General features: G+C 67.9%; 13 protein-coding genes and 1 tRNA gene. 3 read left to right on the forward strand and 11 right to left on the reverse strand.

Annotated elements, in window-relative coordinates:
• Nucleotides 1-21: 21 nt before the first annotated feature.
• Both dcd and ACFPJ1_RS04605 read right to left on the reverse strand, forming a co-directional pair.
• Nucleotides 22-597 carry a dCTP deaminase gene (gene dcd / locus ACFPJ1_RS04600; protein ID WP_132196992.1) on the reverse strand — a complete coding sequence of 192 codons (576 nt, stop codon included), beginning with the start codon at nt 595-597 and terminating at the stop codon, nt 22-24.
• A gap of 127 nt (nt 598-724) precedes the next feature.
• The gene (locus tag ACFPJ1_RS04605; protein ID WP_380101562.1) at nt 725-1,168 is read right to left on the reverse strand and encodes a MarR family winged helix-turn-helix transcriptional regulator; all 444 of its coding nucleotides are present in this window, start codon (nt 1,166-1,168) and stop codon (nt 725-727) included.
• A gap of 231 nt (nt 1,169-1,399) precedes the next feature.
• Between ACFPJ1_RS04605 and ACFPJ1_RS04610 the strand changes: the two genes are divergently transcribed.
• A tRNA-Gly gene (locus tag ACFPJ1_RS04610) sits at nt 1,400-1,473 on the forward strand.
• Nucleotides 1,474-1,761: 288 nt separating this feature from the next.
• On the opposite strand, the gene ACFPJ1_RS04615 is transcribed toward ACFPJ1_RS04610, so the two are convergent.
• The 5 genes from ACFPJ1_RS04615 to ACFPJ1_RS04635 all read right to left on the reverse strand — a co-directional run bounded on the left by ACFPJ1_RS04615 (nt 1,762) and on the right by ACFPJ1_RS04635 (nt 8,600).
• A complete protein-coding gene (locus tag ACFPJ1_RS04615; RefSeq protein ID WP_380101563.1) occupies nt 1,762-4,284 on the reverse strand; it encodes a polysaccharide lyase family 8 super-sandwich domain-containing protein in 2,523 nt (840 codons plus the stop codon).
• A 96-nt stretch (nt 4,285-4,380) separates the two neighbouring features.
• The gene (locus tag ACFPJ1_RS04620) at nt 4,381-5,598 is read right to left on the reverse strand and encodes an epoxide hydrolase family protein (RefSeq protein ID WP_380101564.1); all 1,218 of its coding nucleotides are present in this window, start codon (nt 5,596-5,598) and stop codon (nt 4,381-4,383) included.
• Between the two features lie 50 nt (nt 5,599-5,648).
• On the reverse strand, nt 5,649-6,092 hold the full coding sequence (locus ACFPJ1_RS04625) for an NUDIX domain-containing protein (RefSeq protein WP_380101565.1): 444 nt from the start codon (nt 6,090-6,092) through the stop codon (nt 5,649-5,651).
• A 119-nt stretch (nt 6,093-6,211) separates the two neighbouring features.
• Complete coding sequence (locus tag ACFPJ1_RS04630) at nt 6,212-6,871, reverse strand: G5 domain-containing protein (protein WP_380101566.1); 660 nt, start codon at nt 6,869-6,871, stop codon at nt 6,212-6,214.
• Nucleotides 6,872-6,926: 55 nt separating this feature from the next.
• Nucleotides 6,927-8,600, reverse strand: a complete 1,674-nt coding sequence (locus tag ACFPJ1_RS04635) for a DUF8094 domain-containing protein (RefSeq protein ID WP_380101567.1) — start codon at nt 8,598-8,600, stop codon at nt 6,927-6,929.
• A gap of 208 nt (nt 8,601-8,808) precedes the next feature.
• Between ACFPJ1_RS04635 and ACFPJ1_RS04640 the strand changes: the two genes are divergently transcribed.
• Nucleotides 8,809-9,399: a TetR/AcrR family transcriptional regulator gene (locus ACFPJ1_RS04640; protein WP_380101568.1), complete on the forward strand. Its 591-nt coding sequence runs from the start codon at nt 8,809-8,811 to the stop codon at nt 9,397-9,399.
• A gap of 137 nt (nt 9,400-9,536) precedes the next feature.
• Here the strand turns inward: ACFPJ1_RS04640 and ACFPJ1_RS04645 are convergent, their stop codons facing one another.
• The 3 genes from ACFPJ1_RS04645 to ACFPJ1_RS04655 form a co-directional block, all read right to left on the reverse strand.
• The gene (locus ACFPJ1_RS04645; protein WP_380101569.1) at nt 9,537-9,833 is read right to left on the reverse strand and encodes a hypothetical protein; all 297 of its coding nucleotides are present in this window, start codon (nt 9,831-9,833) and stop codon (nt 9,537-9,539) included.
• Between the two features lie 121 nt (nt 9,834-9,954).
• Nucleotides 9,955-10,548, reverse strand: coding sequence for an MFS transporter (locus ACFPJ1_RS04650; RefSeq protein WP_380101570.1), 594 nt, complete (start codon nt 10,546-10,548; stop codon nt 9,955-9,957).
• Between the two features lie 112 nt (nt 10,549-10,660).
• Nucleotides 10,661-11,710 carry a DNA polymerase III subunit beta family protein gene (locus tag ACFPJ1_RS04655; protein ID WP_380101571.1) on the reverse strand — a complete coding sequence of 350 codons (1,050 nt, stop codon included), beginning with the start codon at nt 11,708-11,710 and terminating at the stop codon, nt 10,661-10,663.
• 123 nt (nt 11,711-11,833) lie between these two features.
• Between ACFPJ1_RS04655 and ACFPJ1_RS04660 the strand changes: the two genes are divergently transcribed.
• A complete protein-coding gene (locus ACFPJ1_RS04660) occupies nt 11,834-12,307 on the forward strand; it encodes an AAA family ATPase (protein WP_380101573.1) in 474 nt (157 codons plus the stop codon).
• Nucleotides 12,308-12,544: 237 nt separating this feature from the next.
• Here the strand turns inward: ACFPJ1_RS04660 and ACFPJ1_RS04665 are convergent, their stop codons facing one another.
• Nucleotides 12,545-13,729, reverse strand: coding sequence for an anhydro-N-acetylmuramic acid kinase (locus tag ACFPJ1_RS04665; protein ID WP_380101575.1), 1,185 nt, complete (start codon nt 13,727-13,729; stop codon nt 12,545-12,547).

Here is a 13,729-nt window from a genome sequence, read left to right on the forward strand (position 1 = left end):
CCTCTCGTCTGTCCGGTTGCTTCAGATGTCGCTGCGGTGGAAGTTCAGGTACGACCGCGACGGCGTCGGGCCGCGCTGTCCCTGGTACCGCGAGCCGTACTTGGCGGAGCCGTACGGGTGCTGCGCGGGCGAGGACAACCGGAAGAAGCAGAGCTGGCCGATCTTCATCCCCGGCCAGAGCTTGATCGGCAGCGTCGCCACGTTCGACAGTTCCAGCGTCACGTGCCCGGAGAAGCCCGGGTCGATGAAGCCGGCGGTGGAGTGGGTCAGCAGGCCGAGCCGGCCGAGCGAGGACTTGCCCTCCAGCCGCGCCGCCACGTCGTCGGGCAGCGTCACCAGCTCGTAGGTGGAGCCGAGCACGAACTCACCCGGATGCAGGATGAAGGGTTCCTCGCCCTCGGGCTCGACCATCCGGGTCAGGTCGGGCTGTTCCTGGGCCGGATCGATGTGCGGGTAGCGATGGTTCTCGAACACCCGGAAGAATCGATCCAGCCGTACGTCGACGCTCGACGGCTGCACCATCGCAGCATCGAACGGGTCCAGTTGGACCCGCTTCGCGTCGAGCTCGGCCAAGATGTCACGGTCGGAGAGCAGCACGAACGCAACTTACCGCAGCGTGCTGCCGCTCCGCCCGCCGTGGGCCGGGCCCGTCACCGCTGATGTCCTGCTCCGGAGCCCTCAGCTCTCCGGAACGCCCTGGCGGCTACGGGCCGTCGGCAACGGCTCAGCCGGCCAGCTTGTTGAACTTCGACACCTGGGTGGCGAACGTCTTCACCTGGGCCGGCGACCAGTCCTTGAGCAGGTCCTCGATCACCTTGTGCCGCTTCTTCCGGGCCGCGGCGAGCTTGCGCTTGCCGTTGGCGGTCAGCGTCAGCAGGGTGGCCCGGGCGTCCGACTTGTCCGCGGCCCGCTTCAGCAGGCCTTCTTCCTCCAGGCGAGCGCAGGCCCGGCTGACCGGACCCTTGTCCACCTCGAGTGCCGCGACCAGGTCGGCCATCCGCACCGGTGCGAGTTCCTCGACGTGGTTCAGCAGTGCGTACTGCGCCGGCTCCAGGTCCGGGTGGGCCTCGTCGGACAGCGTCCGCTGCAGACCACGCAGCCGGCGCGCCATGGTGACGAGTTCCTTCTCCAGATTCTCCAGCGCGTCATTAGTGTCAGTTGCCACCATTCACCCCTTCTTTCAGTTGCCCCGCAACCATCTTGTCCGGTCCCGGCAAGGACCGCATCCTCACGTTGCGTCCAAATGTTGCCCCCGGCAACGCGTTCTAATCTGCCAGAAGATGAGCAGCATTCCCAGCCCTCGGCGTGCCTTTGTGGAAAGTTGCCCGCTCACCCCCCCGTGCAAACCGCACCGATGACCGGGTATGATCCTCTTCGTTCGCTGGTCCGGCCGGCGCTCGCGGGTGTAGTTCAATGGCAGAACATCAGCTTCCCAAGCTGACAGTGCGAGTTCGATTCTCGTCACCCGCTCCACGCAGTACCGCTGGTCAGAACATGCCTCTGACCAGCGCATAAGGCGCCTCTCCGGTCCGGAGCGGGCGTCTTTTCGCTTTGCCGGGCAGGACCGCGGCCAAGCCCTCTCCGGGCCCCGTTCGAACATCGACTGGTCCGCGGTGTTCGGCGTCATCGGCCCACGGGTAACCCGCGGAATCCCTGCAGGGACAGAGGTCCGTGCCATCGGCCCCTATCCCCGCTGACTTCGTCCACCCGAACCCCGGCGACGACCTCAGATGCGGAATCGATGCCGGAGATCGGGCTCCACTACCCCCTGAAGGTTGCTGTCAGCGATGTGCCGTGCAGGTGGTGGGTGGTGAACGTCAGGCGCGTTCCGGCCAGGGTGTGCGTGACGGTGATGCCGGGGTCGGCGGTCACCTTGGTGAGCCGGCGGGCCAGCACGAAGACCGAGATCGTGGCCCGCGACATCGTCGGGTCCGAGACGGCGATGGAGGTGGTGCGATCCGCGTTCCGCCTGGTGATCACCGATGCCGGTCCATCGATAGTCAGCCCGAAGACCTGGTGATGCCCAGAGGTGAACGTGTTGACGGCAATCAGGTCCAGGCCACTGTGACGGATCGCCTGCACTCGCGTGGAGTTGGCCAGCACCAGCAGCCGCCCGTAGAGGTATGACCGCAGCTTGGCTTCCGTTGCGTTCGGCACCAGTGCGTACGCGAGCGCGGTTCGGCCTGGGGCCTGGTGGCTCAGGGAGAAGACCTGCTTGGTGACAGAAGTGTCCGGGTTGGGTGTCCGGACCACACGGCGGCTGCGAGTGACGTTCTCGACGCCGACAGTGACCTTGCTGGGCTGGAGGAAGTAGTAGCCGAGGGACGTACCCGCGGTGGTGTTGGCGTAGCGGAGCCACCTGAGGTCGGCGTCGCCGGTGCCGGACCACGCGCGCCCGTTCCGCAGTACTCCGTTGATCGTCAACTGGTCGGCCGGAGCCGCCAGGCGCGCATCGATCGAGGTGGTCACCGCGCGCTGGTCCTGGTCGCCGATCCCCGCGGCGAGGACGACGACCTCGTCGTCGAGCATGAACCAGGACTTGGTGGAGTCCGCGTTGCGGTAGACCACGAAGTCCTCAGGGAGCAGGTCCTGGTCGGCGTACGCGATATCACTCGACTGGATCCACCCGGCGGCGCCGTACGGGCCGAGCGTGGCGCCACCGGAGTACTGGTTGGTGCCGACGGGGAAGTAGACGTACTTGTTCTGCGATTCCGACGACGCGGTGAAGTTGAGCGGATGCCCCGGGTTGTCGTAGTACGGCGTGCCGTAGAGCTGCGGGATCGTACTGCGCTGCTCCACCGGCGCGGTGACTCCAGCCAGGGCGTACGGCGACACCGTAGTCAGGTAGTCGACGCCGAACGCCTGGGTCTGGTCCTGGCCGCTCAGGTAGAGGTAGTAGGCACCGTCGCCCTGGAACCACGGCATCAGGTTCTCGCCGCTCATGTACTCGTACTTGCTGATCCGGGCCGAGTTCCGCGACAGAGCGAACGCGTACCCGGGCCGGCGGTGCACGTTCCGGTCCATCGCGTTGAAGGCGACACTGCTCGCGGCGGGGTTGAGGTCGGCCGGCACGATCGCCGGGTCGGCGGTGATGGCCGCGAAACGGGTGATGCTGACCGGCGAGACGAAGCTGCTCGGGTTCAACGTCGGGCGCGCGGTGAACTTCACGTAGCTCTTCAGCCGGGCGGCATCCGCCGGCTCCGCGTAGTCCGCGAGGTCGACGATCGCCTCGACCACGATGGCGACATCGTCGTACCCGGTGGCGGGGCGGGAGATCGCGCGCCCCTTGACCACCTCCGTCATCCAGCCCTCGAAGATCAGCGGCGCGAAGCCTTCCTCGACCCAGCCCTGGACCACCTTCACCAACTCATCCGACTGCGCGTAGTCCGTGCCGTCGAGGGTCTTCACCGTTTGGACGACCCTGGTCAGCAGGGCTTTGCCGTACGAGCCGGTGTACGCGACCGAGTCGTGCTGGATGAACGAGCCGTCCGCGTAGTACCCGTCGGTGACGCCGTGCTGGAGGTTGTACGGGTCGATGGTGGCGAAGACGGTGAACTGGTCCTGCAGCGCCTTGCGGATCCGCGCGTCGTCGTCGAGCAGGGCGCCTTGGATGATCCGGTTGGCGGTGATGTCGGACAGGTTCGCGCCGGTGTGGAACCGGGAGTCGAGGTCGACGTCACCGTCCTTGCCGTTGCGCAGATATGCGTCCATCGACGCGACATATGTGCTGATCAGGTCGGCGGGCGCGTCGAGCAGCGCGAGGGTCTTGCCGACGTGGGTGGAGATGCCGATCTCCCAGGTGAACCAGTTGCCGTAGTACCCCTTGGACTGGTCGCCGTAGAAGTTGTCGTGCAACCACCGCAGCTTCTCGATCACCCTGGCCTGGATCGCGGCGTTGCCCTGCAAGTCCGACGCCGGGCCCGGCCGCCGGGTGGCCAGCGCGATCTCGTAGAGATGCTGGTACGACGCGTTGAGGTTCGGGTCGCTCGTGCCGAGGGGGAGGCCGGCGAAGAGTTCTCCGGCCTGGGCCCGGTCCATCGCGGACAGCCAGGTCCGCGCGGTCTGGTCGAGGGCCGCGAGCTTGGCCTGCACCTCGGGCCGTTGGTTGGACTCGGGCGTGCCCGCGAAGATGCCGACGAGATTCGCCAGCAACTGCGCGGTACCGGCTGCGCTTTGGTTCGAGGCACGTCCTGGGATCGAGGCGCTCGCGGGCGCGGGGTTGACCGCGGTCAGCAGAGCGGCGGCGGGGACGAAAGACAGCAGGCGACGGCGGGTGATGTCCACTGGTACTCCCGGGCGAAGGGGAAAAAGCTCACACCCGGAGTCAACCAGCCGGAACTATCTTACGGCAACCGCTTACCGCCTCTTTCCTTCCCCGGATCAGCGGCGGGTGCGGAAGGTACGGCGCAGATCGTCCACCCAGGCGTCGGGGACCTCCCAGGGAATGAAGTGGCCGCCGGCGTCGTGGGCGGTGAGGTTGACGTGGTTGTACCAGCCCTCGCGCAGGCCGAGCCAGCTGTCGACGCGCTGCTCGGTGGTCACGCCGGGCGGGTTCTCGTACCCGACGAAGGTGATCCCGGTCGGGGCCTCGATCACCGGCTTGCGATCGTGCGACGGCGTCCACGGATAGCGGTTGGCGTTCGCGTAGTACCGGATCGACGTTCCGATCGCGTTGTTGACCCAGAAGATCATCGCGTGGGTGAGCAGGTCGTCCTTGCTGAAGACGCTCTCGAGGTCGCCGTGGTCGTCGCTCCACCGCTCCCAGCGCTCGAGGATCCAGGCGAGCAGGCCGACCGGCGAGTCGGTCAGTCCGTAGGAGAGGGTGCTGGGGTCGAGGAGGTGCGCGGCCAGGTGAACGGCGAACCTGCGATCGAGCGCGACGACCTGCGCATGGACGGCCTCGGGCAGACCTTCGGGGATCGGCCGGCCGCCGCTGAGATCCCAGGCCCGGTCGCCGGTGAAGAAGTCGAGCCGCAGCCCCGAGCCGATATGGATGCCGTGCAGCTCGTCGGCGTACTTGTGGCCGAGCTGACCGGTCACCAACGCGCCGACGTCACACCCGGCCGCGGCGTACTTCGAGTAGCCAAGGGTCTCGGTCATCAAGGTGTGCCAGAGGTCGGCCACCTTCCAGAAGTTCATGTCCGGGTTCTTCGGCAGCGGGGTGGAGAACCCGAAGCCCGGCAGCGACGGCACGATCACGTCGAACGCGTCGGCCGGGTCTCCCCCGAAGGCGGCTGGATCGGCGAGCTGGTCGATCACCTTCGACCAGTGCCAGAAGGTCCACGGCCACCCGTGACTGAGGATCAACGGTGTCGGAGCCGGGCCGACTCCCGGCTTTCGCATGAAGTGCACCGGTACGCCGTCCACGTGCGCCTGGTAGTGCTCATAGGCGTTGATCGCGGCCTCGGCCTTGCGCCAGTCGTACTGGTGAAGCCAGTACTCGGCGAGCTCCTGGAGGTAGGTCCGGCCGACCCCGTAGGACCAGTCGTCGTTCCCTACGTCATCCGGCCACCGGGTGAGCTCGAGCCGCGCTCGGAGGTCTTGCAGCACCGCGTCGGGAACATGGATCGGGGTCGGCTCCAACGGGAAGCGAGTCATGGTTCGTAACGTATCCCCGGCTCCGTTCGGCGCCGACCGAATTTCCACCCTCAGAGACGCCCGAACTCCGTGTACTGCGTGGCGCCGCGGCTGACCGCTTCCTGGGCGGCGGCAATCCGGCGCGCCATCGACGGCCGCAGCCGAGTGCTCGCCTGCTCGAGCGTCAGGAACTCACTCCCACGCGCCTCCACCGGGTCGATCCTCAACTGCTGGATCTGCTCGTTGCTGAGGACACCACCGTCGAAGACGAAGTTCACCGCGTCGTACCAGACCCCGATGGCCGGGACCCAGTCGACCACCAGCAACGGACCGATCTCCAGCTCCAGCCCGATCTCCTCCCGGACCTCGCGACGACAGGCCTCGAGCGGCGACTCGTCCTGCTCCGCCATCCCACCCGGAATGTCGAGCGTCGGCTTGTAGGTCGGCTCGAGAAACAGGATCAGCCCGTCCTCGTTCCGGATCAACGCCCCACCGGCCACGCCCTTACGCGGCATCCGCTGCGCAATCCCCTGATGAAACTCCGCCTCAGGCTCCCCCTCAGCAGCCAGATCAGTCTGACGCCCAACCTCTGTCATCGGCTATACCTCCCAGCAGCACCCTGGCACGCCGGGACTCAGTCCTCGCAACCGATGCTGTCGTTGTCTCGGTCCAGCCCGTAGATATCTGTACCTACCACCTCGACCGGGCCGTCGACGTACGCCGGGCCATTGCCGCTGCCTCTCGAACAGTCAACATCGCTCGCGATGGGCACGCAGTCGCCCGTGTAGTTGGGGTCGCAATTCCCTGCGGGCTCAGACTCGACCTTCGTGCCGATCGAGGTGACCTGAGCTACCGGCGCCCGCACGACGACCTGGCTCACCAGCCGCTTGCCGGTCTGCACGCCATTGGTCAGGGTCAGCTCGAAGGTCAGGCGCTTCGTGCCTGGGACGCCCTGGACAGTGACAACCTTTCGCCCCTTGGCCAGCAACGGATCCCTCTGCGTGACCTTCCGGAAGGCAACCTTCCTAGTCTCCGTGACCATCCTGCGGGTCACCACGGGTGTCGACGTGACCGTCGGCGTTGGCTTCGGCCTCGTCGGTGCTGAACTGGTTGGCTTTGGCGCCGCCTTTGTCGGCAGTGCCTTCGGAGCAGTCGGGTGCGGCGAATCCACGGTCACGGACACGGATTCGTCAGGCGGCTCTCCCGCACAGCCCGTCAGCACTCCACCGGAGACAAGCACAACAACCGCGGCCGCAACCCCCACTCGCATGCCCTGAGTCTCCTGCTCGGTCACCCCGGCCGCCAGACCTCAGCTTGTTCACTTGAGTGCAGGTTGTGAGGTTCGGGTCTCAGGAGCCGCCAGCGCCCACTAGTTGGCCGTCCAGGGAGAGGATGCGGGTTTTGGCGGCCGGGCCTTTGGGTGGGATCAGGACGGCTACCTGGTGGAGGTAGTCCTGGTGGAGGGACTGGGTGTACTTGACGAAGCTGCTGAAGGCGGTGGCGGCGCCGCTGGTCCAGTAGGCGTTGGAGCCGGGCTCGACGTTCTGCAGGTACTGCTCGGTGAGGGTCAGGAAGACCAGCGCCTCGCCGGTCGCGGTGATGAAGGTGACCGGCTCGCCGGACGGGCGGAACGTGTCGGTGACGGTGGAGATGTAGTCCTCCTTGGCGTCCGCGACCTTGGACTTGGCGCGCTGGCCGAGCAGGCTGACCGTTCCAGGCGACGGAACGAACAGCGCCGCCTTCGGAGACTTCACTCCCGCAGACAGATAGGTGGCCAGATCGTTGCCGGCCGTCTGAGGCAGCGTGGACAGCTTGGCCATATCGGCCTTCGCTGGCGTCCGCAGCCCCTCCATCGACGGGAGCTTCGTCGTCGCGCCCGGGTAGACGGAATGCGTCAGCACCCACGGAGTACCAGCGTTCTGCCGCTGCCAGACGCCGAGCTGCTGGCTGTCCGGGTCGTCGGAGACACCTGAGCTGACGACGAACCGCATCGGGTACGAGCTGAACTCGGGCGCACCGATCTGCGGCTTGGTGTAGGTGAACGGCTTGATCTTGTTCTTGCGGGCCGCATCGAGCGTGCCATCGATCCGGTACCCCGCGCGGGTCTGCGCGAGCGTCGGGTCACCCTCGATGGTCTCCGAGAGCTTGGCGTCCCGCGCCTGGTTCGCCTTGTTGTTGATCTCGTTGTACCGCGCGACCACGGTCTTCCCGTCGGCCAGGGTGACTGCCGGCCGGCTCAGCGACTGGCTGGTGTTCTTCTCCGGCACCGCGACACAACCAGTTGCCGCCAGCAACAAGACGACCCCCGTCGCCACCCCGGCGTACCGGCGCACCTGGCCTTGCTTCTCGTACGTCGGCGGCGTGTACGGCATCTGCGGCGCGGCGTTGGCCGTGACCGGAACGGGCGGAGCGGACTGGTTGCGGCGGCGGAAGAGAATCAGCACCAGACCCACAACGAGCAGCACGACGCCGATCCCGAGGACCAGCAGGCAGGTCCGGAACGCCCCGGCGAGCTCGACGCCGAAGGTGATCCGGGCAGCCACCCCGGGAGACCTGTCCGCGTTCATCACCACGACGTCGTACCGGCCGTCCGCGATCTCCCAGGAAATGGTCTGCTCCCCAGGACCGGCCGCCTTCACCCTCCACCAGTCGAGCCCGGCCGGCGGGGCGAGCGGAGTCTGGCCGCCCTTCATCTCCTGAGTGTCGAAGCTGACCGGTACGTCGAACCGCACCACGCGCGAGTACTCCGAGGCGCTCAGGTAGCTCGCCGCGTCGAGGTCCTGCCCGATGCCGACGAAGACCGGTTTGCTGGCACTGGCGGTCACGTGCAGCGTCGGGCCGTGCCGATCGAGCAGGTCCGGCGCGGTCATCACGGCGAGCCCTTTGCTCGCCAGGCGCTGCTCGCCGGTGTCGACGGTGTTGTCCGGGCCGACCAGCCAGAAAGCGACGACGGCCCCGGCCAGAGTGACTAGTACTCCCACCAGGGCCAAGAGCAGGCCGAGGGTGATGCGGGCGAAACGCATGAAAGAACTCCCCGTTGGTACGACAAGTTCGGCCCAGGGCGGAGGGCCGACCAGGCACAGACCATAGCGAGGCGTGCAGGGCGCCCCACCGTCCACCCGTCGTCATCGAATAACTGAGCGGACAGCGATCTGTTACTGTCCCGGTAGTTAACGAATGGCCATTCACAAACTGCCCGAGCGGGCGGTGGCGGGAAATCGAGGGGAAATCGTGGCGAGACCACGCCTGATCAGCGACGACACGATCCTCGACGCGACCCGCCAGGTTTTGGCCGAGCTCGGCCCCACCAAGCTCACCCTCGCGGCCGTCGGCGCCCGGGTCGGGCTGGCTCCTCCCACGCTGATGCAGCGGTTCGGCTCCAAGCGCGGTCTGCTGCTCGCGTCGGCGGCCCGCTCGCCGCACATGGTGCAGCTGGCCGCAGCCGAGGCCGAAGCGCGGAACACCTCGCCGCTAGCCGGCCTGCGCGACTTCGCGCTGTCCAGCGTGGCGCACATCAAGCATCGCGAGGAACTAGGCAACGGCCTCGCCTTCGTCCAGCTGGACGTCGCCGATCCGGAGTTCCGCGCGCACGCGCTGGCGCACTCGAACGCGATCGTCGAGAGCTCCGCCCGGATGCTGCGAGCCGCTCAGGAGGCCGGAGAGCTCAAGGCCGACGCCGACGTGCCAGCCCTGGCCCGCCTCACCCTGGTCTGCTTCAACGGCGCCCTGCAGGTCTGGGCCGTAACCGGCTGGGGCTTACTGACCGATTTCCTACGGGACCAACTCGACCTCGTGCTGTCCCCTTACCTCGCCCCTGGTTGAGAGCTGGTCCGCCGCTTCGAGACCCAGGCAGCCCTCGGCATCGAGCACGCGTCGCCGCCTTCACGGCCGACGATACTCACCTCGCGGAGGAGGCCGCTCCGACGCCCGTACTGCGCGTCGCCGCCTCCGTCCGCTGGTCAGGTACGGCTGGTCGCGTGCAGACTCCGGCGAAGGCGGAGCTCGTCTCGCAGGGACGGGGGGATCGGAAGGTTGCGATCCTCGAGGGCAGAGGCGCAGGCCTCGAGACTCTGCAGGAGACGGTCCGCGCGACGGCCGCCGGCGGTGCCCAGCCGAGGCGCTCCGCGCTCCAACTGGTTCGCGGACCGAGCTTCGGTCAGCTCGGCGAACAGTGCGTTGAGGGTGATGTCCGCAGGCCGCAGCCGGACCGGACCGGACTGCTCAACGGACGACTGCAGGAACAGTGGGAACGACATAGACATCGCCTCGTCACACCGGGGACTTCCAGGCGCTCGACAGTGAGACGCCACCGACTCCGATCCCTCAAGATACTCCCTGTCTCCTCAGACGGCCGCCGTCCTGATACTCCTTGTCTCGTCAGACGACCGCCGTCATCGCTCGTGGCATGGCCAACAGCGTCGCCCCGGCGAGCGCAGTACCGGCGGCGCAGGCCACTACTGCGAGCTGTGCGCCGGCTGCGGCGATCAGGCCGAGCAGGCTCGTCGAAGCGATCAGGGGAAGGGTCTGGGCGAGCGCTAGCAACGACTGCAGCCGGGTCAGGTGAGACCGGGGCGTGCTCGCGACAAACACCGGTGCCAGGTGCGAGGTGAAGATGCCGATGCCGACGCCTTGGACAGCCGCGAACATTGCCGCTGAGTAGGCGGACGACGCCAGCGAGAGACCGGTGACTCCCGCGGCAGCGATCAGGCAACCGACCGCGGCGGTCCGTCCGGGTTGGGCGAAGGTGCCGAATCGGGCGACCGCCAGCGTCACTGTCGGTCCACCGGCGACCGTTGCGCCGACCACCAATCCTGCTTGCGAGGCGGTCCAGCCGTTCGAGCGGGCAAGGAGCGGCACGCACAACGAAGTCACCGGCAGGACGGAGGCCGCCATCAAACCGACGGTCAGCAGCAGCGCACGCAATACGGGGTCTGTCCAGGCCAGGCGGATGCCGTCGAGTGTTTCCTTCACCACGGATCCGGCGACGGGCTCGGGGGCGCCGCCCAGCCGAGGGCGAAGAAGACCGCGGTGTCGCCGAATGCCGAGAGTGACGCGCCTGCCAGCCAGCCGTAGTAGGCCCGGTTCACCCGTCGAGAATGGCCGGCATCACCAACGTGGTGAAGGTGCCCTGATCGGCTGAGCGCACGATGACCGGCCGGTCCACAGGCCCGATCTCCAGCAGTACGTCCGGTCCCACGCTCACCGTCAACGCGGCCGCGAGCAGCGAGGCGGTGAACCCGATCCGGAGCGGCTCGCCCGACGCGATCACCTCGAGCTCGCCCGACGGTGCCGTCGCCCCCTTCGGCGTCACGGCGAGCCGGTCCGAGTCGATGCTCAGGGCAACGGTTTCGTCGGTCAGCAGCTCGAGCAGTCTGAGCCGGTCGACGACGACCCGGCTGGTCGGCGGCGCCAGTCCGTCGAGGATCGACTGGTACGCCGGGAACTCCTCGTCGACCACCGGCACCTCGCGCGAGGTACCGGCAGCCGCGAACGTCGTACCGGCCGGGCCCGTCTCGATCCGCACCTCGGCCGCGGCCGACACCCAGCGAGCGAGCGCAGTCAGTTCGGTCGCCTTGACGAGAAGGTTCCGCGGGTACCCGGTGAAGCCGACCGGGTGGAGCTTGCGGACGGACAGGCGGTAGCGGTCGGTCGCCACCAGGGTGACCTCGTCCTCGTCGAGTCCGAGCAGAACGCAGGCGAGGGCCGGGATCTCGTCGGTAGGCGCCGCGGCGGCCGCCACCTGGCGGATCGCGCTTGCGAGTTCGGCGCCGCCCAGGGTGACCGCGCACTCGTAGGGAACCGCCGGGAGCGAGGCAAGGATCCGCGCAGCGGCCCGGCGAGCGGCGTCGGCCTTGCCCTCGACCGTCCGCAGATGCGCCCGCACCACCGCGGCACCCGCAGCCGGGCCCTCGTCGAGCACCACTCGTACCTCGGCCAGCGGCAGGTCGATCTCCCGCAGATCCCGGAGCAGGGCTGCCCGCGGTTCCTGGTCCGGCGCGTAGTACCGGTAGCCGTTCTGGTCGTCCACCTGCGCGGGCCGCAACAGCCCGCAGTCGTCGTAGAAGCGCAGCGCACTCGGAGTCAATCCCACTCGCCGCGCAAAGGCACTGATCGCCAGCAACTCGTCCGTCATGCCCCCGATCCTCGATCCTCGACCAACTCGAAGGTCAACCCCGGCGCCGGGCCCGGGAGCCGTTGCGGAACTGAAGGGTCGGGTCGTGCTGCGGGAGGTTGGAGGGTCGGTGAAAATGGGGGCGTGACGAGGTTGTTCGTGGTGACCGGAGCGCCTGGGGCCGGCAAGTCGACGGTGATCCCGGAGCTGCTGCGGCTGCGCGCCAAGCAGCTGGTCGTGATGGACATGGACGAGTTGCTCGACTCCGAGGGGCGGGTGCTCGGCATCGAGATCGCCGACTCGTCCGCCGCCGCGAACTGGCCGGCGTACAACGCGCTGTGGCTGCGGATCACCGAGCTGGTCCGGCGCTCCGGCACCCCGATGCTGCTGCTCTCGCCGCTGGTGCCGACGGAGTTGCCCGAAGGCCGCTGGCTGCACCTCGACTGCCCGGACTCTGTACGCCGTAAAAGGTTGTCCGAGCGAGGGTGGTCCGACGAGCAGATCGAAGAGGCGATCGCCGACGCCGCGCAGATCCGCAAGCTGGTCCCCCGTTCTGTCCCCGGCGACGGAACCCCCGAGGACTCCGCTCGCCTGATCCTTGCCTGGGTCAACGAGTAGCCAGCCACCGGGTGACCCAGTCCCGCAGAATGTCGCCGTAGTCCTCGCTGATCCCCTCCAGACGGCGATCGGCCGACCCCGGCCAGTGACCGACGCCCGGGACCCGCCTCCTCGTCGTACCCGGCTCGCCGTACGGCCTCCATGGTCGCGTGCCGCATCTGCTCGGCCGGGCTCACCCCGGCGCAACCGAGCAACAGCAGGAAGGCCATCTCCGGCAGCTGTTACACGCCACCCGGTTCACTCGATGTGCAGAGCGACCGGGATCCGGTCGGGAGCCGCCGCGATCGGCAACGCGCCGAGCCCGGGCGTAATCGACCCGAGCACACTCGCATGCCGCGCCCCAGTACAACTCGGCACCGTCCCAGCCAGCCCGTTCACCGTCAGAAACCCCAGCACCGCGAACGCGTACGCCTCCTTCGCCGCGGAAGGCAACCCGAGCTCGTCCGTACTCCGCACCGGGATCCCCCGGAGCTCCTGGGCGAGCAGGTGCATCAGCACCGGGTTCCTGATGCCACCCCCTGCCGCGATCACCTCAGTGCCGCCGTGCGCGTGCACCGCATCAGCCACGGTCCGGGCGGTCAACGCGGTGACTGTCGCAACCAGGTCGTCTGGTGCGATCTCGGGAAGCCCGGTCATCGCCTTGGCGAGGTAGCTGAGGTGGAACAGCTCCTTGCCGGTGCTCTTGGGTGCCGGCCTCCGGTAGTAGGGCTCGGCGAGTAGCCGCTCGAACAGCTCGGGGTGGACCCGCCCCCGACCGGCCATCACGCCGTCCGCGTCGAAGGTGGACCGCCCACCGGTGGTATCCCGCACCACCGCATCGATCAACGCGTTGGCCGGCCCGGTATCAAACGCGATCGGCTCCCCCACGAGCCCGGAGGGTCCGGAGCTTGGGACGGCCGTGATGTTGGCTATGCCGCCCAGGTTGAGCGCAACGGGAGTGCCGGAGCGGCCTCGGAGCCAGAGGACGTCGAACATGCTGACCAGTGGGGCTCCTTGACCGCCCGCGGCGACATCGCGGGAGCGCAGGTCCGAGACCACTGTGGTGCCGGTCGCCTCGGCGATCCAAGCAGGCTGCCCGAGTTGGAGCGTGCCGCGGACTCGCCCTTCCTCCACCCAGTGGAAGATCGTGTGCCCGTGCGAGACGATCAGATCCGCGTGACCACCACAGAGTTGCTCGACCGCCTGCTCCGCCAGTCCAGCGAAGGCCTGCCCGATCCCGGTGTCGAGCCGGCACACCCGCTCCAGCGTGGTGGTTGCCGGAGGCAAAGAACTGGCGAGCTCGGCCCGCAGCGACTCCGGATACTCCTGGCTCAGCAGACCCAGCGGAGTGAGGACGATCCGGTCGCCCTCGATCCGCAGGTCCGCCGCCGCCGCGTCGATCGCGTCGTACGAGGTGCCGGACATCAGCCCGATGACGCGCAT

Origin of the sequence: Kribbella qitaiheensis (genome assembly GCF_042657745.1) — a bacterium.
Lineage (GTDB): Bacteria > Actinomycetota > Actinomycetes > Propionibacteriales > Kribbellaceae > Kribbella > Kribbella qitaiheensis.

Excerpts from the sequence above, each read along its gene's own strand:
- ACFPJ1_RS04605 (WP_380101562.1), bottom strand. The coding sequence starts at position 1,168 with ATGGTGGCAACTGACACTAATGACGCGCTGGAGAATCTGGAGAAGGAA.
- ACFPJ1_RS04620 (WP_380101564.1), bottom strand. The coding sequence starts at position 5,598 with ATGACTCGCTTCCCGTTGGAGCCGACCCCGATCCATGTTCCCGACGCG.
- ACFPJ1_RS04625 (WP_380101565.1), bottom strand. The coding sequence starts at position 6,092 with ATGCCGCGTAAGGGCGTGGCCGGTGGGGCGTTGATCCGGAACGAGGAC.
- ACFPJ1_RS04635 (WP_380101567.1), bottom strand. The coding sequence starts at position 8,600 with ATGCGTTTCGCCCGCATCACCCTCGGCCTGCTCTTGGCCCTGGTGGGA.
- ACFPJ1_RS04645 (WP_380101569.1), bottom strand. The coding sequence starts at position 9,833 with ATGTCGTTCCCACTGTTCCTGCAGTCGTCCGTTGAGCAGTCCGGTCCG.
- ACFPJ1_RS04655 (WP_380101571.1), bottom strand. The coding sequence starts at position 11,710 with ATGACGGACGAGTTGCTGGCGATCAGTGCCTTTGCGCGGCGAGTGGGA.
- ACFPJ1_RS04665 (WP_380101575.1), bottom strand. The coding sequence starts at position 13,729 with ATGCGCGTCATCGGGCTGATGTCCGGCACCTCGTACGACGCGATCGAC.